This is a genomic window from Burkholderia ubonensis subsp. mesacidophila, from assembly GCF_002097715.1.
In the GTDB taxonomy this organism is placed as follows: Bacteria; Pseudomonadota; Gammaproteobacteria; order Burkholderiales; family Burkholderiaceae; genus Burkholderia; species Burkholderia mesacidophila.
Genome location: NZ_CP020738.1, coordinates 3,234,786 through 3,260,233, shown reverse-complemented (window position 1 = coordinate 3,260,233; position 25,448 = coordinate 3,234,786). Strand labels below are relative to the sequence as shown.

27 protein-coding genes and 1 pseudogene are annotated in these 25,448 nt (G+C 67.6%); 12 read left to right on the top strand and 16 right to left on the bottom strand.

Annotated elements, in window-relative coordinates:
* Positions 1-6 precede the first annotated feature (6 nt).
* Together hutC and B7P44_RS32225 are read right to left on the bottom strand one after the other, a co-directional pair.
* Complete coding sequence (gene hutC / locus B7P44_RS32230; protein WP_084909851.1) at positions 7-744, bottom strand: histidine utilization transcriptional repressor HutC; 738 nt, start codon at positions 742-744, stop codon at positions 7-9.
* A gap of 32 nt (positions 745-776) precedes the next feature.
* A complete protein-coding gene (locus B7P44_RS32225) occupies positions 777-1,319 on the bottom strand; it encodes a helix-turn-helix domain-containing protein (RefSeq protein WP_084909850.1) in 543 nt (180 codons plus the stop codon).
* 128 nt (positions 1,320-1,447) lie between these two features.
* Here B7P44_RS32225 and B7P44_RS32220 point away from each other — a divergent pair, with 128 nt between their 5' ends.
* The 3 genes from B7P44_RS32220 to B7P44_RS32210 are packed head-to-tail and all read left to right on the top strand — an operon-like array spanning position 1,448 to position 3,878.
* Positions 1,448-2,230 carry an aldolase gene (locus B7P44_RS32220; RefSeq protein ID WP_084909849.1) on the top strand — a complete coding sequence of 261 codons (783 nt, stop codon included), beginning with the start codon at positions 1,448-1,450 and terminating at the stop codon, positions 2,228-2,230.
* A 50-nt stretch (positions 2,231-2,280) separates the two neighbouring features.
* Positions 2,281-3,177: a dihydrodipicolinate synthase family protein gene (locus tag B7P44_RS32215; RefSeq protein WP_084909848.1), complete on the top strand. Its 897-nt coding sequence runs from the start codon at positions 2,281-2,283 to the stop codon at positions 3,175-3,177.
* On the top strand, positions 3,174-3,878 hold the full coding sequence (locus B7P44_RS32210; RefSeq protein ID WP_084910144.1) for an MOSC domain-containing protein: 705 nt from the start codon (positions 3,174-3,176) through the stop codon (positions 3,876-3,878). The genes B7P44_RS32215 and B7P44_RS32210 overlap by 4 nt, the downstream gene beginning before the upstream one ends.
* 18 nt (positions 3,879-3,896) lie before the next feature.
* Here the strand turns inward: B7P44_RS32210 and B7P44_RS32205 are convergent, their stop codons facing one another.
* Together B7P44_RS32205 and B7P44_RS32200 are read right to left on the bottom strand one after the other, a co-directional pair.
* A complete protein-coding gene (locus B7P44_RS32205; RefSeq protein WP_084909847.1) occupies positions 3,897-4,664 on the bottom strand; it encodes an SDR family oxidoreductase in 768 nt (255 codons plus the stop codon).
* Between the two features lie 217 nt (positions 4,665-4,881).
* A complete protein-coding gene (locus tag B7P44_RS32200; protein WP_084909846.1) occupies positions 4,882-5,739 on the bottom strand; it encodes a class I SAM-dependent methyltransferase in 858 nt (285 codons plus the stop codon).
* A gap of 291 nt (positions 5,740-6,030) precedes the next feature.
* On the opposite strand from B7P44_RS32200, the gene B7P44_RS32195 reads away from it, so the two are divergent.
* A complete protein-coding gene (locus B7P44_RS32195) occupies positions 6,031-6,738 on the top strand; it encodes a YceH family protein (RefSeq protein WP_084909845.1) in 708 nt (235 codons plus the stop codon).
* Between the two features lie 126 nt (positions 6,739-6,864).
* On the opposite strand, the pseudogene B7P44_RS32190 reads toward B7P44_RS32195, so the two are convergent.
* A pseudogene (locus B7P44_RS32190) lies at positions 6,865-7,157 on the bottom strand (hypothetical protein); the annotation flags it as partial.
* A gap of 221 nt (positions 7,158-7,378) precedes the next feature.
* Here B7P44_RS32190 and B7P44_RS32185 point away from each other — a divergent pair.
* The 3 genes from B7P44_RS32185 (at position 7,379) to B7P44_RS32175 (ending at position 10,650) form a co-directional block, all read left to right on the top strand.
* Complete coding sequence (locus tag B7P44_RS32185) at positions 7,379-8,695, top strand: lipase family protein (RefSeq protein WP_084909844.1); 1,317 nt, start codon at positions 7,379-7,381, stop codon at positions 8,693-8,695.
* A 226-nt stretch (positions 8,696-8,921) separates the two neighbouring features.
* A complete protein-coding gene (locus tag B7P44_RS32180; protein WP_084909843.1) occupies positions 8,922-10,052 on the top strand; it encodes a 3-deoxy-7-phosphoheptulonate synthase in 1,131 nt (376 codons plus the stop codon).
* A gap of 169 nt (positions 10,053-10,221) precedes the next feature.
* Positions 10,222-10,650, top strand: coding sequence for a PRC-barrel domain-containing protein (locus B7P44_RS32175; protein WP_084909842.1), 429 nt, complete (start codon positions 10,222-10,224; stop codon positions 10,648-10,650).
* A gap of 69 nt (positions 10,651-10,719) precedes the next feature.
* On the opposite strand, the gene B7P44_RS32170 is transcribed toward B7P44_RS32175, so the two are convergent.
* Entirely contained in the window at positions 10,720-11,100 is a 381-nt protein-coding gene (locus B7P44_RS32170; protein ID WP_084909841.1) for a hypothetical protein, read from the bottom strand.
* Positions 11,101-11,189: 89 nt separating this feature from the next.
* The gene (locus B7P44_RS32165) at positions 11,190-11,465 is read right to left on the bottom strand and encodes a hypothetical protein (RefSeq protein ID WP_084909840.1); all 276 of its coding nucleotides are present in this window, start codon (positions 11,463-11,465) and stop codon (positions 11,190-11,192) included.
* Between the two features lie 562 nt (positions 11,466-12,027).
* On the opposite strand from B7P44_RS32165, the gene B7P44_RS32160 reads away from it, so the two are divergent.
* The gene (locus B7P44_RS32160) at positions 12,028-12,792 is read left to right on the top strand and encodes an alpha/beta fold hydrolase (protein WP_084909839.1); all 765 of its coding nucleotides are present in this window, start codon (positions 12,028-12,030) and stop codon (positions 12,790-12,792) included.
* Positions 12,793-12,905: 113 nt separating this feature from the next.
* Entirely contained in the window at positions 12,906-13,385 is a 480-nt protein-coding gene (locus tag B7P44_RS32155; RefSeq protein ID WP_084909838.1) for a hypothetical protein, read from the top strand.
* A gap of 67 nt (positions 13,386-13,452) precedes the next feature.
* Here the strand turns inward: B7P44_RS32155 and B7P44_RS32150 are convergent, their stop codons facing one another.
* Positions 13,453-14,154: a hypothetical protein gene (locus B7P44_RS32150; RefSeq protein WP_084909837.1), complete on the bottom strand. Its 702-nt coding sequence runs from the start codon at positions 14,152-14,154 to the stop codon at positions 13,453-13,455.
* 151 nt (positions 14,155-14,305) lie between these two features.
* Positions 14,306-14,689 (bottom strand): SH3 domain-containing protein, encoded by a 384-nt coding sequence (locus B7P44_RS32145; protein ID WP_084909836.1) that lies wholly within the window; start codon positions 14,687-14,689, stop codon positions 14,306-14,308.
* Between the two features lie 316 nt (positions 14,690-15,005).
* On the opposite strand from B7P44_RS32145, the gene B7P44_RS32140 reads away from it, so the two are divergent.
* From B7P44_RS32140 to trhA, 3 genes are all read left to right on the top strand, one after another.
* A complete protein-coding gene (locus tag B7P44_RS32140) occupies positions 15,006-17,084 on the top strand; it encodes a carbon starvation CstA family protein (RefSeq protein ID WP_084909835.1) in 2,079 nt (692 codons plus the stop codon).
* 12 nt (positions 17,085-17,096) lie between these two features.
* A complete protein-coding gene (locus B7P44_RS32135) occupies positions 17,097-17,303 on the top strand; it encodes a YbdD/YjiX family protein (protein ID WP_059598899.1) in 207 nt (68 codons plus the stop codon).
* 201 nt (positions 17,304-17,504) lie between these two features.
* Positions 17,505-18,125, top strand: a complete 621-nt coding sequence (gene trhA / locus B7P44_RS32130; protein WP_084909834.1) for a PAQR family membrane homeostasis protein TrhA — start codon at positions 17,505-17,507, stop codon at positions 18,123-18,125.
* Between the two features lie 33 nt (positions 18,126-18,158).
* Here trhA and B7P44_RS32125 read toward each other — a convergent pair whose 3' ends face one another.
* The 7 genes from B7P44_RS32125 to B7P44_RS32095 form a co-directional block, all read right to left on the bottom strand.
* The gene (locus B7P44_RS32125; RefSeq protein WP_167389834.1) at positions 18,159-19,547 is read right to left on the bottom strand and encodes an MFS transporter; all 1,389 of its coding nucleotides are present in this window, start codon (positions 19,545-19,547) and stop codon (positions 18,159-18,161) included.
* A gap of 104 nt (positions 19,548-19,651) precedes the next feature.
* The gene (locus B7P44_RS32120; RefSeq protein WP_084909832.1) at positions 19,652-20,017 is read right to left on the bottom strand and encodes a DOPA 4,5-dioxygenase family protein; all 366 of its coding nucleotides are present in this window, start codon (positions 20,015-20,017) and stop codon (positions 19,652-19,654) included.
* A 160-nt stretch (positions 20,018-20,177) separates the two neighbouring features.
* Positions 20,178-20,606: a hypothetical protein gene (locus B7P44_RS32115; protein ID WP_084909831.1), complete on the bottom strand. Its 429-nt coding sequence runs from the start codon at positions 20,604-20,606 to the stop codon at positions 20,178-20,180.
* A gap of 49 nt (positions 20,607-20,655) precedes the next feature.
* Positions 20,656-22,143 carry an efflux transporter outer membrane subunit gene (locus B7P44_RS32110; RefSeq protein WP_084909830.1) on the bottom strand — a complete coding sequence of 496 codons (1,488 nt, stop codon included), beginning with the start codon at positions 22,141-22,143 and terminating at the stop codon, positions 20,656-20,658.
* A gap of 9 nt (positions 22,144-22,152) precedes the next feature.
* A complete protein-coding gene (locus B7P44_RS32105) occupies positions 22,153-23,067 on the bottom strand; it encodes an HlyD family secretion protein (RefSeq protein ID WP_084909829.1) in 915 nt (304 codons plus the stop codon).
* A gap of 16 nt (positions 23,068-23,083) precedes the next feature.
* Complete coding sequence (locus B7P44_RS32100; protein ID WP_084909828.1) at positions 23,084-23,278, bottom strand: DUF1656 domain-containing protein; 195 nt, start codon at positions 23,276-23,278, stop codon at positions 23,084-23,086.
* The gene (locus B7P44_RS32095; RefSeq protein ID WP_084909827.1) at positions 23,268-25,373 is read right to left on the bottom strand and encodes an FUSC family protein; all 2,106 of its coding nucleotides are present in this window, start codon (positions 25,371-25,373) and stop codon (positions 23,268-23,270) included. Before B7P44_RS32095 ends, B7P44_RS32100 begins: the two co-directional genes overlap by 11 nt.
* Positions 25,374-25,448: the final 75 nt, after the last annotated feature.

Below are 25,448 nucleotides of genomic sequence, written 5' to 3'. Positions count from 1 at the left end.
CGTTGCTCAGGTCTGCTTGTGCCCCGCGCCCGGCTTGAAGCGCGAGCCGAGCCGGTAGCGATTGCCCGGGTGCAGGAAGTGCACGAACGTGACGGGCAGGCCGTTGGTCCAGGTGCGGCGCGTGAGCGTCAGGCACGGCTCGCCGGCGCGCATGTCGAGCAGCTGCGCCTGCTCGTGCGTGGGCAGCGACGCGTCGACGACGTGCTCGATCTCCAGTTCGTCATGCGACACGTTGTTGTACAGGTACTCGGACGGCGGCTCGCTCTGGAAATCCTGGTCGATGAAGCCCGGCGCGGCGGCGGGATTCACGTAGCGATCCTCGAGCTGGATCGGCCGGCCGTTCTCTTCGTGCACACAGACGACATGAAACACCGGCGTGTTCACCGGCAGGCCGAACGCGGCCGCGACGTCGAACGATGCCGGCTCGCTTGCGCGACTGAGCACGCGGCAGCGGTATTCGTGGCCGCGCGCGCGAATCTCGTCGCGGATGTGCGCGATCATCAGCAGGTTCGATTGCGGCTTGCTCTCGGCGACGAAGGTGCCGATGCCCGCCACGCGCTTCAGCGCGCCTTCCTCGGTCAGCTCGCGCAGCGCGCGGTTCACCGTCATGCGCGCGACGCCGAACTGCGCGGCGAGATCGAGCTCGGACGGGATGCGGTCCCCGGGATGCCAGTCGCCGGATTCGATGTTCCGGCGCACGAGCGTCTTGATCTGCTGGAACGGCGCGGTGGTCTTCTTGACCATCGGGAATCCTTGGGCGGAAAGAAGCGACGATTCTAGTCTTCGTGACTCACGATGACCAGAATCTCGGCCTGCGTTGCGCCGAGGCTGCGCGTGCGGTGCGGAATCAGCGCATTGAAGTAGACCGAGTCGCCCACCTTGAGCTGCACCGTCTCGTTCGGGAACTCGATCTCGACGCGCCCCTTGTGCACGAACAGGAATTCCTCGCCGTCATGCTCGCGGAACGTCGACGCGGCGAAATCGCGCGGCGGACGGACGATGAACGGCAGCATCTTCTTCGGCGCGACGCCGGCCGCGATGCTCTCGAACGCATGCGCGTGCCCGGCGGACTTGTCGCCCGGCGCGGTGCGCTCGTCCGCGCGCGTCACGGTGATCAGCTCGCGATTGTGGCGCTCCGAAAACAGTTGCTCGACGTCGACGTTCAACGCCTTCGACAGCTTCAGCGCGACGGCGATCGACGGCACGCTCAAGCCGCGCTCGACCTTCGACAGATAACTCTTGGTGAGGCCGGTCTCGTCGGCCAGCACATCGAGCGTCCAGCCCTTTTGTTTTCTCAGCAGCTTCAGGCGAATCGTCATGGGGCGACAAGTTTCCTTCGAAAAACCGATTGTAACGCATGACACAATGTGTCATATAATCGACCGCGTGTCTGAAAGCGCAGACGGATGCGTATGACGGGGCACGTCCTATCCATTGAGGAGGCTACATGGCGGAAACACTGCAGTTGCCGAAAGCGGCGCTCGTTGCGCTTGCCGAGCGGCGTCTCGAGAGCGCGGTCGGCGAGAGCGGCTGGACCGCGCGCCAGAAACTCGCGCTCACGTGCCGGATCCTGTTCGACGCGGGACATGATTCGGGCCTGGCCGGGCAGATCACGTGCCGCGCGGATGAAGCCGGGACCTACTACACGCAGCGGCTGGGGCTCGGTTTCGACGAGATTTCGGCCGCGAACCTGCTGCGGGTGAACGAGGATCTCGACGTGGTCGACGGCGAAGGCATTCCGAACCCGGCCAACCGGTTCCATACGTGGATCTATCGGCAACGCCCGGACGTGAACTGCATCATCCATACGCATCCGACGCATGTCGCGGCGTTGTCGATGCTCGAGCAGCCGCTCGTCGTATCGCATATGGATACGTGCCCGCTCTACGACGATTGCGCGTTCCTGAAGGACTGGCCCGGCGTGCCCGTCGGCAACGAGGAAGGCGAAATCATTGCGAAGGCGCTCGGCAGCAAGCGGTCGATCCTGCTGTCGCACCACGGCCAGCTCGTGGTCGGCACGACGATCGAGGAGGCCTGCGTGCTTGCGTTGCTGATCGAACGCGCCGCGAAGCTGCAATTGCTCGCGATGTCGGCCGGCACGATTCGGCCGGTTCCGCCGGCGCTGGCGCGGGAAGCGCACGACTGGATCTCGAAGCCGAAGCGCGATGCCGTGACGTTCGACTATTACGCCCGTCGCGCGCTTCGCACGCATCCCGATTGCGTTGCCTGAACCCTCGATGAAATCGAGCGACATACACTTTTAATTGTGGAGTGCAAATCATGTCAGTCATGCTGAGAGGTGTCATTGCGTACCCGGTCACCCCATTTTCCGCCGCCGGCAGCCTCGACCTTAAAACGCTTGAAGCGTTGATCGACCGGCTGATCGGCGATGGCGTTCACGGCATCGCGTCGCTCGGCAGCACGGGCGAGAGTGCATACCTGTCCGATGCCGAATGGGAGGCGGTCGCCGACACGTCGGTTCGCGCGGTCCGCAAACGCGTGCCGACGGTCGTCGGCATTTCCGACCTGACCACGGCGAGTGCGGTGCGCCGCGCCCGCTTTGCCGAGCAAGCCGGCGCCGATGCGGTGATGGTGCTGCCGGTGTCGTACTGGAAGCTCGGCAACGACGAGATCGTCGGCCACTATCGCGCGATCGGCGACGCGATCGGCATTCCGATCATGCTGTACAACAATCCCGCGACGAGCGGCGTCGACATGCCGCCCGAGCTGATCGCCACGATCTGCCGCGCCGTCGACAACGTCACGATGGTCAAGGAGAGCACGGGCGACATCGTGCGGATGCACCGTCTCGCGGAATTGAGCGACGGCGCGATTGCGCTCTACAACGGCAGCAATCCGATGGCGCTCGCCGCACTGGCCGCGGGCGCGGCCGGATGGTGCACCGCCGCGCCGAACCTGAACGCACGCTTGCCGCTTGCGCTGTATGAAGCCGTGCAGGCGGGCGACCTGGCGCGGGCGCGCGAGGTTTTCCACACGCAGCTGCCGTTGTTGCGATTCATCGTCAGCGCTGGCCTGCCGGTCACGGTCAAGGCCGGATTGCGCCTGCGCGGCTTCGACGCCGGCGAATCGAGAAAACCGCTGCTGCCGCTCGGTGAGGACCGGACGCGCGAACTCGCGCGCTTGCTCGCCGCGCTGCCGGAGTGCGTGCCGGCATGAGCCGCGACGCGCATCCGGTGATCGAGGCCGAGATCGGGGCCGTGCTCGTCGGGGTGTGCCGGCCGCTGGCCGGTACGCCGCACGCGAGCGCGATCGCCAAGCGGCCGGTCCCGGCGCGCCTGTGGCTGGGCGCGCTCGGCTTTGCGGGCGACGAGCAGGCGGATCGCCGGCATCACGGCGGCCCCGACAAGGCGGTCCATCACTATGCGTTCGACCATTATGCGTGGTGGTCCACGCAGATCGGCGCGCGCGACGTGCTCGCGCAACCGGGGGCATTCGGCGAGAACCTGTCGACACGGGGCATGACCGAGCGTGACGTCTGCATCGGCGACGTCTTCACGTTGGGCGACGCCGTGCTTCAGTTGTCGCAGTCGAGGCAACCCTGCTGGAAGCTCAACGCGCGATTCGAGCATGCGCGGATGGCCGCGCTCGTGCAGCAAAGCGGACGGACCGGATGGTATTACCGCGTGCTGGAGGAGGGTTGGGTGGAGCCGGGCGCGGTGCTGGCGCTGCACGCGCGCGCCCATCCGGAATGGCCGCTGTCGACGGTGCTCGACGTGCTGTACCGGCGCACGCTCGACATGGCGGCGCTCGACGCGCTGTGCGGCGTCGGGACGCTGCCGCCCGCCTGGCGCAAGATGCTCGAACGGCGCCGGACGGAACGGACGGTCGAAGACTGGACGAAGCGGCTGGAAGGGTGATGGGCGGCGGCGCGCGGCTTATCCGGCCGCCAGCTCCCGCACGTCTGCCGTCGGCACGGTGCCGAATGCGTCGCTCAGCGCGTAGTCGATCAGTTGCCGCGCGGCCGCTTCCGGCGTGGCAAGCGCGCCGCTCGCCTTGAGTTGGTCGAACTTCTCGCGCTGCGGGAAGTGGTCGGCGCTGGTCGCGCGGATCGTCGCCTGCATGCCGGTGTCGACGACGCCCGGCGCAACGCTGCAGATGCGCAGCCCGCGCGTCGCATCCAGCGCGACCGCGCGCGCGTGATGGTCGAGCGCGGCCTTGGTCGCGCAGTAGATGCTCCAGCCCGCATACGCGTTGCGCGCGGCGCCGCTCGACACGTGCAGGATGCGGCGCTCGACGGTGTCGGCGCCGGCCCGCGCGAGCGCGCTCGACAGCATCAGCGGCGTCGCGACGTTCAGGCTGACCGCGCGCGCGACCGCCGCCGGGTCCTGCGCGTCGAGCGGGCCGATCGGCTCGACGGTGCCGGCGTTGTTGAACAGCAGCACGGCGGAAGCGCCGTCGACGAAGCGGCCCAATGCGCCGCCGGCGAGCCACGCTTCGACGCGCGTCGGTTCCGACAGGTCGAGCTCGACTTCGGCGAAGCGCTCGCCGGCTTGCGCGCCGAGCGACGGATGGCGGCTGCGCGACAGGCCGAGCACGGCGATGCCGCGCGCCAGCAATTGCGCGGCCAGTGCGGCGCCGAGGCCGCGCGTGTGGCCGGTGACGATGGCGCGAACGGACGGGAGTGGAGTGGACGGCTGGGTCATGTCGATGAGAAGCGTACGGGGGTTGAACGAGGGTGTGCGCGGCTGGCGAGGGGGATGGAGCCCGCCGGGCGGGCGTGCCATGCGCTGACGCGATGGCCGATCGATCACGGCGACGGGGCGCCGGCAGCGGCTGCCCCGATGCATCGTAACGAGCCTGACGAAGCCGTATCGTAGCGCCGGCGTCCGCGTCGCGCAAACGCGGACGCCGGCGCGCAAGTTACACGGTCGCGACGAGGAACACTTCGCCGTCGACCGGCCGGAACCCGTCGGTCCGTCCGTTGAAATAGCGTTGCACGAGATCGGCCGGCAACACGCAACGGGCTTCGCTGAAGCCGGCTTCGCTTGCGAGCGCGAGGATCTCGGCCGGACTGAAGAAGCTCACGAACGGCGTGCCGGCGTCGCGCGCGCGGTCCAGCACCGCCTCGTAGATCGCGCGGTCTTCCTGCTCGACAAGCGCGGGCGGCAGCAGGAACGTCATCGCGAGCGTCGTACCGCGTGCGAGCGACGCGATCTGCCGCAGCGTCGCCTTGATCGCGTCGAGGCTCAGGTACATCGTCACGCCGGTGGACGCGATGACTGCCGGCTGATCGGTCGCGAAACCCGCCGCGACCAGTTTCTCGAACCACGAATCGCTGGCCTCGAAATCGACCGGCACGAGATGCAGCCATTCCGGCACGCCGAAACCGAGCGAGATCAGGCGCTGCCGCTTCCATGCCTGCGGGCCGGGCTGGTCCACTTCGAACACCTGCAGGCGCGACGCGAGGCCCGGCCGGCGCTGCGCGAAGGTATCCAGGCCCGCGCCGAGCAGCACGTACTGCGCGACGCCGCGCTCGGCGTACTCGGCCAGCAGATCCTCGATGAAGCGTGCGCGGCCGATGACCGACGCCCGAAAGCCGCGCGTGCCCTGCGGGTGCATGTCGGGACGGTCGCGCCAGTCTTCGTCCGGCGCGATCAGTTGCAGGCCGATATCGTCTTCGAGCACATACGGCGGCGCATCGACCTCCGTGTGCATGGCCCGCCACAGTGCGACGCGCAATGCGGTGCTTTCCGGTGCGACGGACTGCTTGTCTTGCATGACGTTCTCCTGTCTGGTGACGAAAGTTTGAACCGCGTCCAGAGTGTAGCCATCGTGCGCAGCGGTTCCAAGCTGGCCGTTTTGCGGGATTGACAGTGACAGGCGGCGATGCGGGCGGCGATTGCGATCGATGCAACAAGTGCAACGAATGCGATGAATGTGACGAATGCCGCGACACGCGACCGCACGCCCGGGCAGCGCGGCACCGGCTATCATATGGCTCGCCCGCCCGGCGCGCCGCCGGGCCGCGATCCGCTTCCCTTTCACTCGTAGCCCGCAGCGACGCCACCCATGAACACCACTCCGGATACTCCTTCGCCCCGCCCCCTCCGCGAACTGACGCAGCTCGAAGCGCGCATTCTCGGCGTGCTGGTCGAGAAACAGCACACGGTGCCGGATACGTACCCGCTGTCGCTGAACGCGCTGACCGCGGGCTGCAACCAGAAGACCGCGCGCTCGCCGGTGATGAACGTCAGCGAGGCCGAGGTGACGACCGCGATCGACGGGCTGAAGCACCTGAGCCTCGTGATGGAAGGCAGCAGCAGCCGCGTGCCGCGCTTCGAGCACAACGTGAACCGTGTGCTCGGGATCCCGAGCCAGGCGGTTGCGCTGCTGACGATCCTGCTGCTGCGCGGCCCGCAGACGGCCGCTGAATTGCGCCTGAACACCGCGCGCCTGCACGGCTTCGCCGACATCTCGTCGGTCGAGGCGTTCCTTGAAGAGCTGGCGACGCGCGAGCCGCCGCTCGTCGTGAAGCTGCCGCGCGCGGCCGGCGCGCGGGAGAACCGCTGGACGCACCTGATGTGCGGCGAAGTGAGCGTGAGCGATTTCGCGGGGCAGGAGGCGGGCGGGGCCGATTCCGTTCCGCCGTCCGAATTCGAGGCGCTGAAGGCCGAGCAGAAGCGTCTCGCGGACGAAGTCGCACGGTTGCAGGCGCTCGTCGAGCGGATGGCGGCCGAATTGGGGATCGAAGTCGACGCGCAGGGCGACGCTTCCTGACGCCGTGCCGGGCGCGGGTAAGGCCTTACGGCAACTTGACGCCCGGCGAGAGATGGCGCGCCCACCCGGTCTCAGGATCGGCGTCAGCGCCGCGAACGACACGCATGGTGACGGGTGAAGGACGATTCACCCGAGGGCGATCCGCGTCTCGCCCGCATCGACGAGCCGGAACAGCAGATCCTCGACGGCCATCCCGGTTCCGTGCGCACCGGTTCGGACAGGTCGTGAACGATTCCGTGCAGGCCGTCCTCGGCCGGCGCGTTCTCGTCGTCGGCGTCGAACCACGCTAAAAGCCACGACTTGAATGCGCCGATCGCCGCGCGTTCGTCGAGGCCGTCGGCTTCGATCGTGGCCCAGTCCCGCACGAACGGGCGGATCGACACGGCAGCCGTATCGAGATCGAACGTGACCGCCACGAAATGCGTGGCACGAGACACCCGGGACCGTTTCAAAAAGGCGTTTGGTGCCGGCAAACCATTTGTCGCCCTGTCAGACGGAATCGTCTTGACGGGAGTTAGATGTTTACCTTCAAACAGCGGAAAATCCCTTCGGTCGTGCTCCCGTTGTGCTTCAATGAATCCGGTTTGTACTCCTACTAAAAGCAAATATTCCGAACAAGCTCACATAAGGACTACCGCCGATGTCCTCCAAACGTTTCATGACTGTTGCGGCCGCCGTGTCTGCCCTGCTGGCCATCGCCGCGCCACCGGCCAGCGCCGGAGCGCCGACCGTGTCCGATCCGTTCTACACCTATACCGGCGCGACGCCATTGGCATCGATTCCACCGGGCACGGTGCTCAAGACGCGGAACGTCAACTACCACGTGGCCGGCATTCCGACGGCGCTGACCGCCCAGCAATTGCTGTATCGCACGAATAACGCGCGCAACCAGCCTGTCGTCAACGTGACGTCGGTCATCCGGAGCCCGGTCAGCAACGGTCAGGCCATCTCGTACCAGTCGGCTTACGATTCGTTGAACCCTTACGACGAGCCCTCGCTGGTGATCGCCGGAGACCGGGACGTCACCAAAGTCATCAACGTGGGGACCCTGCTCTACAGCGCGGAATCGATTCCGCTGTCGACACTGCTGCTGCTGGGATACAACATCATCGTGCCCGATACGGAAGGCCAGACGGCGAACTTCGCCGCCGGTCCCGAATACGGCATGACGACCCTCGATTCGATCCGCGCGGCGCTCAATACGCCGTCGACCGGGCTGATTCCGTCCAGCAAGGTTGCGATGATCGGCTATTCCGGCGGCGCGATCGCGACGAACTGGGCGGCGCAGCTGGCGCCGAGCTACGCGCCGGACATCAACAAGCAGCTCGTCGGCGCGGCGGAAGGGGGCTTGCTGGTCGCCCCCGCCCACAATCTGCGCTATGTCGACGGCAGCATCGTCTGGGGTGGCGTCGCCGCGGCTGCGCTCGCCGGGCTGTCGCGAGGCTATGACTTCGACCTGACGCCCTATCTCAGCGACACCGGCGTCGCCGTATTCAAGGATATCCAGAGCCAGTCGCTCGCGTATATCCTGCCGAAGTACACGGGATTGCATTGGGGAACGCTGTTCAAGCCGCAATACGCGAACGACATCAACAGCATTCCGGCATACGTGACGTATGCGAACAAGGTGAATGCCGGGCTTGCCGCGTCGCCGACGATCCCGATGTATATCGGTCAGGGAACGGCAGGCGTGCTGGACGGCACTTTCAGCAACCAGGTGGGCGACGGCGTGATGCTTGCCTACGATGTGCGCGCCCTTGCACAGAAGTTCTGCTCGAGCGGCGTGCCGGTCGTGTACACCGAGTATCCGCTTGAACACGCCGGGGCCATCGTGCCATGGGTGGCCGGGATGTTGCCGTGGCTCTACGACCGCTTCGGCGGGAAAACCGCACCGAGCAATTGCGCGCTGACTGCGCTCCTGCCGAGCAATTCGCTGGCGCCGGAGACGCTGCACTAGACGTGACGCGCGATGCGGTGAATGACCGCCAACGCATGATTGATCGCGTGCTGTTTTGTTTTCGAAAGGGACGGGCGATCCTCTGCGGATCGCCTTTTTCGTCCCCCGTCTTGCGCATTTCTCCGCTGCGACCCTCAGCCGCCCCGCCCGCGATCGCTGCCGTTACGGCCGAGTGCCATAATCGAGCCTGCTGACCATTCCAGAAGACGTCCCCCGGAGAATTTCCATGCAGAACCTCGACAATCCTTCGCACGATCGCGAGGTCGGCGTCGCCGACGCGACGCAGGACACCACACGCATCGACGACGTCCGCATCGGCGCCGTGCGTCCGCTGATTTCCCCGGCGCTGCTGCAGGACGAGCTGCCGGTGCCGGCCGCCACGCAGACGCTAGTGGAAGATACCCGCAAGGCGATCGGCGACATCCTGCACGGCCGCGACGACCGGCTGCTGCTCGTCGTCGGCCCGTGCTCGATCCACGACCACGACCAGGCGCTCGACTACGCGCGCCGCCTGAAGATCGCCGCCGACGCGCTGAAGGACGACCTGCTGATCACGATGCGCGTGTACTTCGAGAAGCCGCGCACGACGGTCGGCTGGAAGGGCTACATCAACGATCCGCGGCTCGACGGCAGCTTCCGCATCAACGAAGGGCTGCGCGCCGCACGGCAGCTGCTGCTCGACGTCAACGCGCTCGGCCTGCCGGCCGCCACCGAATTCCTCGACCTGCTGAGCCCGCAGTACATCGCCGACCTGATCGCGTGGGGCGCGATCGGCGCGCGCACGACCGAGAGCCAGAGCCACCGGCAGCTCGCGTCGGGCCTGAGCTGCCCGATCGGCTTCAAGAACGGCACCGACGGCGGCGTGCAGGTCGCGTCGGATGCGATCATCGCCGCGCGCGCGAGCCATGCGTTCATGGGGATGACGAAGATGGGCATGGCCGCGATCTTCGAGACGCGCGGCAACGACGACGCGCACGTGATCCTGCGCGGCGGCAAGAACGGCCCGAACTACGACGGCGCGCACGTCGAGGCGAGCTGCGCGGTGCTGCGCGCGGCGGGCCTGCGCGAGCAGGTGATGGTCGATTGCTCGCACGCGAACTCGAACAAGTCGCACGAGCGGCAGATCGAGGTGGCGCAGGATCTCGCGCGGCAACTGGCGCAGGGCGAGCACCGGATCATCGGCGTGATGGTGGAGAGCCATCTCGAGGCGGGGCGGCAGGATTTGAAGCCCGGTGTGCCGTTGAAGTATGGCGTGTCGATCACCGATGCATGCCTGAGCTGGACGCAGACCGAGCCGGTGCTCGAGGTGCTTGCCGAGGCGGTGCGGCATCGAAGGGTGTATTCGCGGAACGCGTGACGCGAGGGCGGGCGAGCCTTGAGCATCGACGCTGATCTTCGCTCGTCGCTCCGGCGTTGCTGCGTCATGGTGTCCGATGCAGCGCCACGAGAGTGGCGCTAACATGGCGACAGTGTTGCGCCATGCAACGCTCCCGACACCAACGACAAACGAACCGGAGTCCATCAACATGGCTTTCCACAAGACAATCGTCGCAGCCACCGTGCTCGCATCGAGCCTCAGCGCCCACGCGCAGATCGCGGGCACGCAGCCGCTCAGCGTCACCGTCGAGCAATCGCAGGCGCTGCTCGAAGGCTGGAGCGTGAAAAAGAGCGTGCTCGGCAAGCATGTGTACAACGAGCAGAACCAGAAGGTCGGCACGATTCGCGACCTGATCGTCGCGCCGGACGGCTCGATTTCCGCGGCGATCGTGTCGGCGGGCGGTTTCCTGGGCGTCGCGGCGCACGATGTCGCGGTGCCGATCGCGTCGCTCGACGTGCGCAACGGCAACATCTATTTGCCGGGCGCGACGAAGGAAGCGCTGAAGGCGACGCCGGCGTTCCAGTATGCGAAGGTGCCGTCGCCGCCGAAGCCGAAGCAGGTCGACGAAAAGCACTGAACCTGCTTCGCAGATGACGCGCGCGGCCCGGTTTGCAATGCAATGCACCGGGCCGCGCGCCGCTTTCGCTCACGCGCGGTCGTAACGTTTCATCTTCAGCACGCGCGACACCTGGCCGGTCGTGAATCCGCTGTTGCGCACATGCTGCTGGTAGTCGAGCGGCACGGTCAACGATTCGCTGACGACGAACAGGCCGACGAAACGAAACGCGTCGGTCTCCATCTTGATGAACACCGGAATCGCGCCGCCCTGGTTGGCGAGCGTCCTGCCGGCGGCTCGCGCGGACGCGCTGCCGTCGCAGATGATGACGTCCGGCGCGTGCGGATTGAGGTCCGTGCGCAGGCAGGCGGCCACGACCTTGCCGTTCTTCGTGGGCAGGAAGGCTTGCTTGCTGCCGCCACAGGCCGTGTGGATGAATTCGCGGGTGTAGTTCTTGTTGATCTCAAACATGTCGAAACTCCTGGGTCGTCAAATGCGAGGCATGCGGACACGCATCCCCGCGGATCGCAGCGTCGGCGTCGTTCGACGCGCGCTGGAAGTCAGGCCGGATTGGCAGGCGACACCGCACGCTCCCGCGTGATCCACTCGCTCAGCATCCGCAGCATCACCTTGCCTTTTCGCGTGATCGAGAACTTGGGGTCGCCATTGTCCCGATCGATGAGTTCCGCAAGTCCCACGTCACGGAGCATGGTCATGTCGAGCGTTCCCCGCTCGACTTCGACCGGCGCCTGTTCAAGCAGCATCAACGCCGCCATTTCGTGCGCGCTCAGCCGCGGCATGCCGGCCGGCGCTGCAGCCATGTGAAGCTCGTTCATCAGTTATCCTTTCTTTAACCGCGCACGACCAGCGTGCGGGTCATGTCGTTCACGATGCGCGAACGAAGCGTGGCCTCGGAAGGCGGACGAAAGGCAAGGGGCTGCGTCGCGTGCGAGCGCTGCGTTCGCGGTTGCCATGCGCGCATGAAGCGCCTGGCAAACCGTGCACGTGCAAGGACGCTCGGGAGAGGTAACGACGGATGCGCACCGCTCGCCTTTCGGCAAGACGATGGCTCGGGAAAGAGCAGGCGTCCTGCCTGTCAGGTGGGGAAGCGACTTGGGGGGCGAGGACTTCGGATGGTCATGTCACCAGCTCTCGATGGGATTATCGAAACATTTTAGTGAGTCGCCATCCGGTGACAAGTAAAAAGGTTGTAAAGGGTGGCTCCCGAATCAGCTCACCTTACCGCCGTGGCGCGCGATATCGGTACGAAAAAAAGTTCATCGCCCATTCCGGAGCGCGCGGGGAATGTGGCAGAGTCGTTTGATTCACTCGAAGTCCGTTTCGAACAACAGCCGATTGCACATCTCGGAATCGGCAAATAAAGGTTGAACATCGAGCATGAAAACATTTGCTATTGGAAAGGGCCGATGGGGGCTCAGATACCACGACCTCCCGGGGCAGGGGATCCCGACACTGTTCATCCACGGCCTCGGTTGCGCGTCCTCTTGCGACTATCCGGGCGTGGCTGCGGCCCCTGCGTTGTCCGGGCGTCGAATGTTGCTGGTCGATTTGCTCGGGTCCGGGTTCAGCGATCGCCCGACGGATTTCTCCTATACCGTCGAAGACCATGCGAAAGCGATTGCGGCGCTTGCCGACCACCTGTCCTTTCCGGAATTGAATCTGTTCGGGCACAGCATGGGCGGTGCGGTCGCCATCGTCGCTGCGGGTTTGCTCGGCCCACGGGTGCGGCATCTTGTGCTCGGCGAGCCCAATCTGGAGCCGGGCGGCGGCTTCTTCAGCCGAAAGATCGCAGCCCTGACGGAAACCGACTATGTGCAGACGGGGCATGCGGAACTGATCTCCGCATCGGCGGGAGACGGCAGCGACGTCTGGGCTGCTTCGCTGCTGGCCAGTGCACCCTATGCGGTGCATCGTGCTGCGGTGTCGCTCATTGCAGGCAGCGATCCCAGCTGGCGGGACCAGCTCTGTTCGTTGGCCATGCCGAGAACCGTCGTGTTTGGCGCGCGCTCGCTGCCCGATCCGGATACCGGGCGTCTTGCGGCGGAAGGGGTGAATGTCGAGATCGTGGAAGAGGCCGGTCATTCGATGGCCTGGGAAAATCCTGCGGGACTCGCCCAGGCTATCCGTCAGTCGCTCGGGTAGGCAGAAGACGCGCCGCTTCTCTCAAGTTTCGTGTGACGAATGCCGTAATAAAGCTGTATGGAACCTCACGTTCAGCTGTCACGATTCGTTCACTAAACACAAGGAAGCACGACATGAAGATCGACTCCTCGCTGGTCGCAGGCCCGGCACAAGCCGCGGCGAACCTCGCGACGGCCGGCGCATCGGGCAACCAGCAAGCCACCGCCACCACCGCTGCCAGCTCCACCGCTGCCGGCTCCACCGCATCGTCGGGCACGAGCGCAAGCGCGAAGGCAAACGCCGCGAATCCCGCGTCGGCCGATGGCGCCACGCCGCTGGGCGGTGCGAACAGCAAGGCCGAAGACCCGGTGGTCAGGCAGCTGAAGGAGTTGATCGAGAAACTGCAGAAGCAGCTCGCGCAGCTGGAAGCCCAGATTTCGAAGGCGGCCGAGCGGGCGAAGAAGGACCCCGCGGCCATGGTCGAACAGCAGTCGCTGAGCGCGCAGGCCGGCGAGATATCCGCCGCGCTGCAATCCGCGGTCGCCAAGCTGGTGGAAGCGCTGCGCAAGTCGTCCAGCAATCCCGCGGGCAACATGGTCTCGGAGCAGGCCTGACGCGAAGCCGTTTCGGCTTCACATCCCGCGCTTCACATCCCTCATCAACCCGCCGCCGCGGCGGCGCTCATAGCGGATGCGCGGCGCCAGCCTGCGCCAGCAACTGCACGGCGGCCGGGTCCGGCATGCCGTTGGCGTCGATCGCCCCTGCCGTCGTCAGCGCGACGAGGTCGCTGTCGACGCCGGGCTGCCCGACCACGAACGGCGTTGTCAGGAACGCCGCAGTCGTCAGCGTGACCGCGTAGCGCTGCTGAAGATTCGCGACGACCGCCACCTGCGCGGCCTGCACGTCGGACTGGTTTTCCAGCACCTGCTGGACATGCGTGCTGTTCGGCAGGTTGGCGATCAGGCCGGCCGTGGTCGTGCCGAGCTGCGATGCGAGGTAGACGAGTATCAGGTCGGTCTCGGGCGTCGTATTGAAGGTGCCGCCGGCGAACGCGAGCGAATGCAGGGTCGTGCCGCCGGACGTCGCGGTGAGCACGCACGGGAGCGTCGCGTTGAACGTCAGGCTGTAGTTCCCGCCGCCGTCCGACAGGGCGGAGCCCGAACCCTGCGCGCAGCGGGCGACGACCGTCGCGCTGGCCAGCGCCGGGCCGGTGGCGGCCGTGCCGGAGACGGTGATGGTCTGCGTGCCGTTCCCGTTTCCGTTGAAACATCCATCGTTGAAGCCGAAGCAGGCTTCGCCGCCGCACGCGGACAGCGCCGCGAGCGAAGCCACGCAAAGTGCGCCCAGCGCGGGGCGGGAGACGCGCGCATCGTGAAGGTTCATGGCGGCTGCTTCCGACGATGGGAAGGGGAAGCGCCCGGCCGGGTGCATAGCGACGGCCGACGCTGCGTTCAATTCTAGGTTCTATTCCGCGGAACTGCTTGCCGCCGGCGAGCGGTTGTTCTCCTGATAGCCGGCTGCCGAAAGCACTCGACTATTGATTCCCGCCCAAGTGACCGCCCAAGCTCAGGCGGCCTTCCTCGACCCATCCTTCGAAATCCTCCCCCGTCTTGCCGTTCACGTACATGATCTGATACCAGCTCTTGTACGGCTTGAAGACGGTCACGCTGTCGCCGGGAACGATGAAGATCTGTTTGGTCACGCACTGGGCGTCGGGCGCCGAATGGAAGTAGGCGCGTCCCGATCCGATGACCTTCGCGGAAAGCGGCGGCCTGAAGTTGTCGTCGGGGCCGCCGGTTGCCTCGTTGAGTTGACGGCAGTCCACCGGGGTTTTTGCATGGGCGTACATCGGGGCGATGCTGGCGCACAGCGCGAAGAGGGCGGCTGCCTGGATGCTTTTCGAAATCTTGGTATTCATAGTTGGTCCGGAGAGGCAGGGCAAAGCGAGTCTTCGACCGGTCATCAAAGCCCGGCAAGTTTAACGGCAGACAAAGCGGAAATTCCAATCAAAAATACTGCCTTTGCTTCAGCGAATGCCCTTCAAGATGCATGCTGACGGCCAAGGCTTGCATTCAATCTACGTAATTCTACGTAGCCTTGCATACGTAATTATCCGCTTGTAAGTGGCTCCCCGAACGCGAATACTACGAGCCCACCATGCCGGCCTTTGCGAGGTCGGCATGACGCGCATTCCGACAAACGGGCGCGCGATATTGATAACCACAGGAGACACCATGAATCGGGCTTCCAGCACCCTGATCTGGATTGCGGTCGCGCTATTGGGCGCGTTCGCGTTCGGCACCATCGCGCTCGCGCACGGCGAGCGGGTCAGCGCCCTCTGGATCGTGATCGCCGCAGTCTGCGTGTATCTGATCGCGTATCGCTTCTACAGCCGCTTCATCGCCAGCAAGGTCATGCAGCTCGACGGGCTCAGGATGACGCCTGCCGTCCGGCACAACGACGGCCTCGACTACGTGCCGACCAACAAGTACGTGCTGTTCGGCCACCACTTCGCCGCGATCGCCGGCGCCGGGCCGCTCGTCGGGCCGGTGCTCGCCGCGCAGATGGGCTACACGCCCGGCATGCTGTGGATCCTGGCGGGCGTCGTGTTCGCGGGCGCGGTGCAGGACTTCATGGTGCTGTTCATCTCGACGCGCCGCGACGGCCGCTCGCTCGGCGATCTCGTCAAGATGGAGCTCGGCACGGTGCCGGGCGTGATCGCGCTGTTCGGCGCGTTCCTGATCATGGTGATCATCCTCGCGGTGCTCGCGCTGATCGTCGTGAAGGCGCTGACCAACTCGCCGTGGGGCACGTTCACCGTCGCCGCGACGATTCCGATCGCGCTGTTCATGGGCGTCTACACGCGCTACATCCGTCCGGGCCGCATCGGCGAAGTGTCGATCATCGGCTTCGTCGGGCTGATGGCGGCGATCTCGTTCGGCCAGAACGTGAGCGCTTCGCCGACGCTCGCCGCATGGTTCACGTTCAACGGCACGCAGCTCACGTGGATCCTGATCGGCTACGGCTTCGTCGCATCGGTGCTGCCGGTGTGGCTGCTGCTCGCGCCGCGCGACTACCTGTCGACGTTCCTGAAGATCGGCACGATCGTCGGTCTCGCGATCGGCATCCTGATCGTCGCGCCGGAGCTGAAGATGCCCGCGCTGACGAAGTTCGTCGACGGCACCGGCCCGGTGTGGTCGGGCAACCTGTTCCCGTTCCTGTTCATCACGATCGCGTGCGGCGCGGTATCGGGCTTCCACGCGCTGATCTCGTCGGGCACGACGCCGAAGCTGCTCGACAATGAAACCAACGCGCGCTTCATCGGCTACGGCGCGATGCTGATGGAATCGTTCGTTGCGATCATGGCGCTGGTTGCCGCGTGCGTGATCGAGCCGGGCATCTACTTCGCGATGAACGCGCCGGCCGCCGTGCTCGGCACGACGCCGGAGGCGGTTGCGAACACCGTCACGCAATGGGGCTTCATGCTGACGCCGGACATGCTCACGCAAACCGCGAAGGCCGTCGGCGAGACGACCATCATCGCGCGCGCGGGCGGCGCGCCGACGCTGGCGGTCGGCATGGCGCACATCCTGCACCAGGTGATCGGCGGCGAAGCGATGATGGCGTTCTGGTATCACTTCGCGATCCTGTTCGAAGCGCTGTTCATCCTGACCGCCGTCGACGCGGGCACGCGCGCGGGCCGCTTCATGCTGCAGGACCTGCTCGGCACGTTCCACCCGGCGCTCAAGCGCACCGAATCGCTGCCGGCGAACCTGATCGCGACCGCGCTGTGCGTCGCGGCATGGGGCTACTTCCTGTATCAGGGCGTCGTTGATCCGCTCGGCGGCATCAACACGCTGTGGCCGCTGTTCGGCATCTCGAACCAGATGCTCGCGGCGATCGCGCTGGTGCTCGGCACCGTCGTGCTGTTCAAGATGAAGCGCGAGCGCTTTGCGTGGGTCACGCTCGTGCCGACCGTGTGGCTGCTGATCTGCACGCTGACGGCCGGCTGGCAGAAGGTGTTCGATTCGAACCCGAAGGTGAGCTTCCTCGCGCATGCCGCGAAGCTGCAGGCGGCCGTTGACGAAGGCAAGGTGCTGGCGCCGGCGAAGTCGATCGCGCAGATGAAGCGGATCATCTTCAACGACTACATCGACGCCGCGCTCGCCGGGCTGTTCATCTTCGTGGTGATCAGCATCGCGGTGTACGGCGTGCTCGCGATCCAGCGCGCGCGCCGCGAAGCGAAGCCGACCGTGCGCGAGACGCCGTACGAGTCGATGCCGGCCGCGCAGGCGCTCGGCAGCGGACGCTAAGGGGAAGCCGCGATGTTTACCGATCTCGGCAGTGATCTGCGCAGCGCAGGGCGCTACCTCGGGCAGGCGTTGCGGCTGATGGTCGGCCTGCCCGACTACGACACCTACGTCGCGCACATGCGCGAGACCCATCCGGACCGCGAGCCGATGACGTACGAGGCGTTTTTCCGCGAACGTCAGAATGCAAGGTACGGGTCGGGGGCGGGGAAGTGCTGTTGAACCGAACCCGGTGAAGCGGTTTGGCGTTGAGAGAAAGAGCGTCGTGACGCACGTCACGGCGCTTTTTCTTTATCCGACGAGCGGCTCGCGCTTCGCACCGTCGTCCGTGCGTCGAGCTTGATCCGCCCGCAACCCGGCCTGGTTCCTCGGCCGGTATCATAGACCTGTTTTCCCGATGAACCCGCGCAGGAGGATGACGTCGTGCATGTCGGTGAGCGTTTCAACAGCATTACCCATCTCGTCGGCGCGGTGCTTTCGGTGGCGGGGCTGGCAACCCTGGTGACGATGGGCGCGCTCGAGGGCGACGCCTACAAGGTGGTGAGTTTCAGCGTTTACGGCGCGATGCTCTGCGTGCTCTATGCGATCTCGACGCTCTACCACAGCGTGCGCAAGCCGCGTCTGAAAGCCATCCTGCAGAAATGCGACCATTCGGCGATCTACCTGCTGATTGCCGGCAGCTACACGCCCTTCACCCTCGTCACGTTGCGCGGGCCGTGGGGCTGGTCGCTGTTCGGCGTGAGCTGGGGGCTTGCCGCGTTCGGCATCGTGCAGGAACTCACCCTCGGGCGGCGCACCCGCATCGTTTCGATGGTGCTGTACGTGCTGATGGGCTGGCTCGCGCTCGTTGCCGTCCGCCCGTTGATCCATGCACTGCCGCCGGTGGGGACCGCCTGGCTCGTGGCGGGGGGCGTCATCTACAGCGCCGGCATCTATTTCTTCATCAACGACGAGCGCATTCGCCACGGGCATGGCATCTGGCACCTGTTCGTTCTGGCGGGCAGCCTGTGTCAGTTCGTCAGCGTGGCGTTGTACGTCGCGTGACGCATGCCGCCGCGGTAATCAGGCGCCGCACCGCTATCCGCGTTCCGCCACGCGGATGCGCGCCGCCGGTTCATCGGCCGCCGCCACCGCGCGCGTCGCGATCCACCATGTCGCCGCGGCGAGCGCGGACAACCCGATCGCGACGCCCAGCGTGAGCCGCATCGCAACCTGAAACGGCTGCAGCGTCGCAATGAACGCGCCGAAGATCGCGACGCCGAGGGCGGAACCGCTCTGTCGCGCGGCGTTCAGGACGGCCGCCGCGATGCCCGCGCGGCCTTTCTCGACGGTGCCGAGCGCGGGCGAGGTCGCGGCCGGCGAGATGAAGCCCGACGCGAACCCGATCGCCAGCATCGGGCCGATCGCAAGCCAGTAAGGTGACGTCGCGCTCGACAGCATCATGCCGAGCGCCCCTGCCGCATACAGGCCGAACGCGGCGCACATCGGCCAGCGCCCGCCGAAGCGCCTGACGAGCCGGCTCGACAGCAGGCCCCCGGCCGCGACCATCGCCGTCATCGGCAGGAACGCAAGCCCGGCATCGAGCGGCGCCGCGCCGCGAACCTGCTGGTAGAACAGGCTGAACGTGAACAGCAGGCCGTAGAACACGAACGCGGACGCCATCGAGACGAAGGTCGATCCGGTGAAGAGCGGGCTGCGAAAGAAAGCCAGCGGCAGCATCGGATCGCGCCCCCGCGCCTCGATCGCGATCAACGCGATCCATGCGGCGCAGCACACGGCGATGCCGGCAACGATCGGCGTCGCGCGCCAGCCGAGCGACGGCCCCTCGATCAGCACGCCGATCAGCGTGCCGAGCGCGACGATCGACGCGGCCTGCCCCATCCAGTCGACGTGCCGGGTCCGCTCGGCATCCGCGTGCGCAGCCGAGCGTGCGAGCCCTACGCCGGCCAGCCCGATCGGCAGGTTCACGAAAAAGATGCTGCGCCAGCCGAACAGCTGGATCAGCAGCCCGCCGATCAGCGGGCCCGCGGCCATCGCGACCCCGCCGCATCCCATCCAGACGCTGACCGCCGACGCGCGCTCGCCCGGATCGGGATACGCGCGGTTGATCAGCGCGAGTGAGCACGGCACCAGCATCGCGCTGCCGACGCCTTGCAGCACGCGCGCCAGCGCGAGGGCCGTGAGGTTCGGCGCGAAGCCGCACAGCACCGACGCGGCGACGAACATCGCGAGCCCCGCGACGTAGACCTTGCGCGCGCCGAACCGGTCGCACAGGGTGCCGCCCGTGAGCAGCAGGCTCGCGAACGTCAGCGTGTAGGCGTTCACGATCCACTGCAGCCCGGCGACCTGGCTGTCGAGCGTCCGGGCGATTTCTCGTAACGCGACGTTGACGATCGACGCATCGAGCAGGACGAGCGTGTAGCTGACGCTGGTCGCCGCCAGGACTCGGCGGGCGTTGGCATGCATGTTGGCTTTCATCGGATTCCCGCGCGGGGATGCGTAAAAAGCCAATGTATCGATGCGATAGCCGACGACGTTTCACCGCGGCCCGAAACGTGGATGTCGCCGCGTCAATCGGCCAGCCCCGCCAGATTCAATTCATACGACTTCCCGATCCACACCGCCGCATCGCGATGATCGCGCAGTCCGTCATCGGTATTCGGATGCAGGAAGATATCGAGCGCGCCGTGATTCAGCACGAGCCACGGCACGATGTCGGCGAAGTGCGCGGCAGCGAACGCGATCTGGTACGACCAGGCCGGATGCGGCCCGACCAGGCGCTCGTGGAAACGGCCGAGGTCGATGATCGCGCCGAAGCGCTGCTCGACGACTTGCCGGAAGGCCCAGGCCGCATCGCGGCTGGCGGCGTCGAAGTAGACGTGCGCGTGCCAGCTGTCGATGGCGGCGACGTCGATGGAGGTGGCGTGAGCGTGCATGCTGGAAGACAAGCGTGAGCGCCGTCGCGTCGGCAACGGCCGGAGCGCCATTATCGCGCCGCGCGGCGCGGCCTGCAGCGACCTGCAGCAACCTACGCTGCTGCAGCCACCACGGCGGCTCGAGGATGACGACATACGGCGGCGCATCGTACTGGCGCGCTCACGCCGGGCGAGCCTGCGCGGCCGCGCCGTCCGTGTCCGTCAGCCGTGCCGCGAGCGCGGCGGCCTCGTCGAGCGACGCCACCGCCTCGTGCGGAATCCCGAACGCCTTCACGGCCGTCTCGCCCAGTGCGGCGATCGATATGCGCCGCTCGGGGTCGGGCTCGACGCTGATCAGCGCCTTGCACACCGCGCCGAGCGCCGCCTTGTTCTGCTTGAGCCATACCGCACGTTGCTTGCGGTCCTCGTGCGTCTCGTCGGCGTCGAGCGACACGTACACGACGACGAACGGCGCACCGTGATGCATCAGCGCATCGATCTCCTTCTCCCATTGCGGCGCGTAGCCCGGCGTCGCGGCCTGCGCGCGGAACACGCAGAACGGAAACCGGCTGATGTCGTGCACGACGAATTCCTGTGGATCGAGATTCATGGCAATTCTCCCGTGAAGGATGACGATAGGAACGCCGGCGCGCGGGGCGTCAGCGTGCGGGGCCCGGCGGCGTGCCGTCGGCCTGCGCGACCGGCACGACCGGCGCGTCGTTGCGCCAGCCTGCGCCGAGCGCCTTGTACAGCGCGATCACGCCCTGCACCTGCGCGAGCCGGCTGACCGCGAGCGCATCGCGGGCGCGGTAGGTCGCGCGCTGCGCGATGAGCACCGACAGGTATTCGCTCAGCCCGTTGCGGTAGAGCCGCGTCGCGCGCGACTGCGCATCCTGGCTGCTGCCGACCGCCGCGACGAGCGCCGCTTGCCGGTCGCGCTCCGCGTAGATTTCGGCGAGCGCGTCCTCGACTTCGCGGAACGCGACGCGGATGCGCTGCTCGTACGCGAGCCGCGCCGCTTCGGCGCCGGCCCGTGCGGCGCTGACGCCGGCTTGCGCGCGGCCGCCGTCGTAGAGCATTTGCGTGCCTTCGAGCGCGATCGACCACGCGACGCTCGCGCTCGTGAACAGGTCCTGCACGAGGCGCGCGGTCGTGCCGAGGCTGAGCGGGATCGCGAACTGCGGGAACTGCGCGGCGCGCGCGACGCCGATCTGCGCGTTCGCGGCCGCGAAGCGCCGCTCGGCGGCGCGGATGTCCGGCCGCTCGCGGATCACGTCCGACGGCAGCGTGACGGGCAGCTGCGGTGCGACGGGCAGCGTCGCGCCGGGCGCGTTCAGCGCGTCGCGCAGCGTGCCGGGGAAGCCGCCGGTCAGCACGCCGATCGCGTGCGTGAGCCGCGCGACGTTCGCCTGCAGCGGCGGCAGCACGGCCTGTGCGAGCGCGAGCTCGGCGCGCGCCTGCGCGACCTCGAACGACGTGCCGAGACCGTGCCGCTCCGAGCGTTCGGTCAGCCGGCGCGTCGCGTCGAGGCTCGCGACGTTGTCGGTGGCGATCTGCAGCCTCGCCTGGGTCGCGCGCAATTCCGCGTAGTCCGACGCGAGCTCGGCGAGCAGGCTCACCAGCACCGCGTGGCGATCGTCGTCGATTGCGTCGACCTGCGCGTCGGCGGATTCGATCGCGCGCCGCGTGCCGCCGAAGAGGTCGAGTTCCCACGACGCGTCGAAGCCGAGCCGGTAGGTGCGCGATTGGCCGATGCCCGGCGGCCCGTCGAGCGCGCGCGACGCGCGCAGCGCGTTCGCGGTGCCGCCCGCGGAGACGGTCGGGCCGAGCCGGCTCGCGATCTGGTCGCGCTCGGCGCGCGCCTGCAGCAGCCGCTGGCGCGCGATCGCGAGGTCCTGGTTGCCGTCGATCGCCTGCGCGACCAGCCGGTCGAGCAGCGGATCGCGGAACGCGCGCCACCAGTCCTGCAGCTGCGCGGGGTCGGCCTGCACGGCGCTGTCGCCGCGCTCGATCCAGCCGGGCGGATGCGCCGGCTGCGGCGGCCGGTAGTCGGGGCCGACCATCGTGCAGGCGGTGAGCGCGGTCGCGCAGGCGGCGACGCCGAGCGCGGCGCCGAATCGTGTCGAGCGGAAAGGCGTGCGTCGCATCGGAGCCGCCTACATCCACGCGTGCAGCCACGTCGCGAGCTGGCCGCGCGGCGTGCTGCCGGGGCCGGGCGCGGCGACTTCGACGCTGCAGGTCATGCCGGCCGCGAGCAGCACGCCCGCCGGCACGTGATCGAGCTCGATGCGCACCGGAATCCGCTGCGCCAGCCGCACCCAGCTGAAGTTCGGGTTGACGGTCGGCAGGCCGGTTTCGTCGAGCGCGCCGTTTTCGTCGGCGATGCCGCGGCCGATGCTCGTCACGTGGCCGCTCAGCAGCGGATCGAAGCCCATCAGCCTGATCTGCGCGGGCGCGCCGGCGGCGATGTGGCGCAGCTTCGTCTCCTCGAAATAGCCGGTGATCCAGAAGCTGTGCGCGTCGAGTACCGAGATGTCCGGCTTGCCCGCCACCGCGTAGTCGCCGTGGCGCAGCCGCAGCTGCGTGACGTAGCCGTCGACCGGCGAACGCAGCGTCGCGCGCTCGAGATCGAGCTTCGCGACGTCGAGCGCGGCGAGCGCCTTGCGGTACTCGGCCTGCGCGATCGACACCGCGCGGCCCGAACGCTGGATGTCCTCTTTCGGCACGAGCTCGTCGAGGCCGGTGCGGCGGCGCGCCTCGTCCTGCTTCTGGCGCACCGTCTCGGCGCTGGCGGCAACCTGCGCGTCGGCCTGCTCGACCGCGAGCGCGAAACGCTGCGGGTCGATCCGGTACAGCACGTCGCCTTTCGACACGCGCTGGTTGTCGACGACGGCGACGTCGATCACGGTCCCCGACACTTCCGGGGCGATCCGCACGACATGCGCGCTGACGCGCCCATCGCGGGTCCAGGGGGCGAGCACGTACGCGCGCCAGAGCGCGGCGACGAGCGCGATCGCGACGCCGACCGCGGCGAGCGTCAACAGGGAACGGGTCAGGGGCTTGAGCGACATGACGCAGATCGGTGAGCTAGAGGTAGAGAACCAGCGCGGCGACGAGCACGAGCGAGACCGCGAACTCGAACAGCGCCGGATGCCAGACCCGGCGCAGCAGGCCGACGCGGGCGAGCGCGGCGCGCACGGCCATGTAGAGCGGCACGGTCACGCACGCATAGACGAAGAACGGCGGCAGGTAGATGCCCACCACGGCGAATTCACTGAGCATCGCGAACGGTCTCCGCAACGGGGGTGAAATAGGCGGCGTGCGTGTGCAGCAGCACGTACACGTCGGCGAACGCGGCCATCAGGCGTTTCAGCTCGGCGCCGCGGCCGGGATGCGCGGCGGCGAGCCCGGCGAGCACATGCGCGGCCCGGTGCGCGTGCCGGGCCGCGCGCACGGGTTGCGCGGCGCGGCGGGCGAGCCGCGCGAGCGCGGTGCGCGCGCACTGTCGCGCGGGTTCGGGCAGGTCGTCGTGCGCGACGACGCGGCGGATGCGCAGCAGTTCCTTGCCGACGTGCAGCGCGGCGAGGCCTTCGACGGTCGACTGCGTCATCGCGGCCGGCTGGCTCGCGAGCAGCGCGCCGAGCTGCGCGATCCGGTGCTGCTGGCGCTGCTGCCAGCCCGCCGCGGCGGGCTGGCGGCCGGCGAGCAGCGCGAGCGCGTCGTCGCGGATCGTGCGGCGCAGCCGCGCGGTGTCGGCGGCGAGGTTGCGCGGCAGGATCAGCTGGAACGTGAGCAGCGTGATGAACGTCGCGAGCACCCAGGCGACCGACTGGTTGAGGAACAGGCCGAGGTCCGGACGGAACGGATTGGTCGCCGCGTTCAGCGTGTTGAACGCGACGAGATACGCGAGGCCCGCGAGCGCCGTCTTCGGCACGCTCGTCGCGTAGATGCCGGGCAGCCAGAACAGCGCGAGCGCGACGACGAGCAGCGGAAAGCCGTCGATGCGCGGCAGGATGCCGAACGCGCAGACGAACGCGGCGGGCACCGCGGCAATCGTGCCCTTGATGAGGGCCTTCGCGCCCGCGGCCGGGTTGCCGGCCGTCGCGAGCAGCGCGCAGTAAGGCGCGACGACGAGCAGCATCATGTCGCCCTGGTTCCACGCGGTCGCGATCCAGAACACGCCGGTGATCACGATCGCGCACATCGAGCGCACGCCGTTCTCGAGCGCCGAGCGCACGTCGCGATGGAAGCGCACCGGCGCGGGCCGGCGCTGCGGCCGCGGCCGCTGCAGCTCGGCGAGGCCCTCCAGCGCGGCGCGATAGTCGTCGATCTGCTCGCACAGCCGCTCGCCCGCGATCAAGAGCGCCGCCTCGTCGCGCGGGTCGGCGATCACGATCGCGTTGAGCGCCGCCCTGAAGCGCAAGCGCGCGTTGCCGAGCAGCGCGAGCGCGCGCAGGGTGCCGGCCGGGCCGTCGGCGAGCGCGTCGGCGGCGGCCTGCCACGCGGCTTCGAGGCGCGGCTGCAGGCGGGCGATCGCGCGTGCCCCCGGGCTGTCGGCGGGCAGCGGCGGCGTGCCGCCCGCGAGCGCGGCGAACAGCGACGCCATCCCGTGCCGCACCGCCATCGCGCGCTGCGCGAGGTCCTCGGATTCGGCCTTGCCGAGCGCGAGCAGGTCGTCGATGCCATACACGCCGGCCAGCAGCGCGAGCCGCTGGTCGTCGCCGGGCGCGGCGGCGATCCCGCCGCGCTGCACCGCGATCGCGCGGGCGGCGGAGGCGGCGAGCCGCGCGACCAGCGCTTCGAGTTTCATGCGGACGCCGCGGGTGGCGAACAGCATCGACACGAGGCTCAGGCACAGCACGCCGATCGCGACCGTCGAGCCGCGGCCGATCACATGTTCGAAGGTCAGCTCGGGGCGCTGCATCGCGCCGTAGGTCGCGAGGCCGATCGTGTAGCCGGCGACCACCGTGCCCGACGCGCGAAAGTGCCGCAGCAGCGTCATCCCGGCGACGCACAGGCCGAGCCAGAAGCCGAAGCCGAGAATGAACAGCAGCGGTTTCTGCGCGAAGAAGCCCATCAGCACGAACGCGACGAGCATCCCGGCGATCGTGCCGACCACGCGCCACACGCCCTTGCCGATCACCGCGCCCTGCACCGGGTTGATCACGAGCAGTACGGTCGACGCGGCCGAGTACGGCGTTTCCAGTTCCAGCAGGAATGCGACGCCGAGCGCAAGCGCGGCGGCGGCGATCGAGCGCGCGACATAGGCGCCGCGCGGCGTGAAGATGTCGATGCGCGCGAGCAGGGCCGCCGTCGCTCGACTCAGGCGCCCGGGCGGGGCCGGCGCGGCGGCTGGCGGATCGGCTGTGTTACGCACTGCTTGAGCTCCGCGATGAAGAACGCAAGCAGTCTACGGGCCGGGCCTGTGATCAGAACAGTGATGTCTTCGCAC

Bases quoted from the DNA above. Each gene is read 5' to 3' on its own strand.
- hutC (WP_084909851.1), bottom strand. From the start codon at position 744: ATGGTCAAGAAGACCACCGCGCCGTTCCAGCAGATCAAGACGCTCGTG.
- B7P44_RS32225 (WP_084909850.1), bottom strand. From the start codon at position 1,319: ATGACGATTCGCCTGAAGCTGCTGAGAAAACAAAAGGGCTGGACGCTC.
- B7P44_RS32220 (WP_084909849.1), top strand. From the start codon at position 1,448: ATGGCGGAAACACTGCAGTTGCCGAAAGCGGCGCTCGTTGCGCTTGCC.
- B7P44_RS32215 (WP_084909848.1), top strand. From the start codon at position 2,281: ATGTCAGTCATGCTGAGAGGTGTCATTGCGTACCCGGTCACCCCATTT.
- B7P44_RS32210 (WP_084910144.1), top strand. From the start codon at position 3,174: ATGAGCCGCGACGCGCATCCGGTGATCGAGGCCGAGATCGGGGCCGTG.
- B7P44_RS32205 (WP_084909847.1), bottom strand. From the start codon at position 4,664: ATGACCCAGCCGTCCACTCCACTCCCGTCCGTTCGCGCCATCGTCACC.
- B7P44_RS32200 (WP_084909846.1), bottom strand. From the start codon at position 5,739: ATGCAAGACAAGCAGTCCGTCGCACCGGAAAGCACCGCATTGCGCGTC.
- B7P44_RS32195 (WP_084909845.1), top strand. From the start codon at position 6,031: ATGAACACCACTCCGGATACTCCTTCGCCCCGCCCCCTCCGCGAACTG.
- B7P44_RS32185 (WP_084909844.1), top strand. From the start codon at position 7,379: ATGTCCTCCAAACGTTTCATGACTGTTGCGGCCGCCGTGTCTGCCCTG.
- B7P44_RS32180 (WP_084909843.1), top strand. From the start codon at position 8,922: ATGCAGAACCTCGACAATCCTTCGCACGATCGCGAGGTCGGCGTCGCC.
- B7P44_RS32175 (WP_084909842.1), top strand. From the start codon at position 10,222: ATGGCTTTCCACAAGACAATCGTCGCAGCCACCGTGCTCGCATCGAGC.
- B7P44_RS32170 (WP_084909841.1), bottom strand. From the start codon at position 11,100: ATGTTTGAGATCAACAAGAACTACACCCGCGAATTCATCCACACGGCC.
- B7P44_RS32165 (WP_084909840.1), bottom strand. From the start codon at position 11,465: ATGAACGAGCTTCACATGGCTGCAGCGCCGGCCGGCATGCCGCGGCTG.
- B7P44_RS32160 (WP_084909839.1), top strand. From the start codon at position 12,028: ATGAAAACATTTGCTATTGGAAAGGGCCGATGGGGGCTCAGATACCAC.
- B7P44_RS32155 (WP_084909838.1), top strand. From the start codon at position 12,906: ATGAAGATCGACTCCTCGCTGGTCGCAGGCCCGGCACAAGCCGCGGCG.
- B7P44_RS32150 (WP_084909837.1), bottom strand. From the start codon at position 14,154: ATGAACCTTCACGATGCGCGCGTCTCCCGCCCCGCGCTGGGCGCACTT.
- B7P44_RS32145 (WP_084909836.1), bottom strand. From the start codon at position 14,689: ATGAATACCAAGATTTCGAAAAGCATCCAGGCAGCCGCCCTCTTCGCG.
- B7P44_RS32140 (WP_084909835.1), top strand. From the start codon at position 15,006: ATGAATCGGGCTTCCAGCACCCTGATCTGGATTGCGGTCGCGCTATTG.
- B7P44_RS32135 (WP_059598899.1), top strand. From the start codon at position 17,097: ATGTTTACCGATCTCGGCAGTGATCTGCGCAGCGCAGGGCGCTACCTC.
- B7P44_RS32125 (WP_167389834.1), bottom strand. From the start codon at position 19,547: ATGCATGCCAACGCCCGCCGAGTCCTGGCGGCGACCAGCGTCAGCTAC.
- B7P44_RS32120 (WP_084909832.1), bottom strand. From the start codon at position 20,017: ATGCACGCTCACGCCACCTCCATCGACGTCGCCGCCATCGACAGCTGG.
- B7P44_RS32115 (WP_084909831.1), bottom strand. From the start codon at position 20,606: ATGAATCTCGATCCACAGGAATTCGTCGTGCACGACATCAGCCGGTTT.
- B7P44_RS32110 (WP_084909830.1), bottom strand. From the start codon at position 22,143: ATGCGACGCACGCCTTTCCGCTCGACACGATTCGGCGCCGCGCTCGGC.
- B7P44_RS32105 (WP_084909829.1), bottom strand. From the start codon at position 23,067: ATGTCGCTCAAGCCCCTGACCCGTTCCCTGTTGACGCTCGCCGCGGTC.
- B7P44_RS32100 (WP_084909828.1), bottom strand. From the start codon at position 23,278: ATGCTCAGTGAATTCGCCGTGGTGGGCATCTACCTGCCGCCGTTCTTC.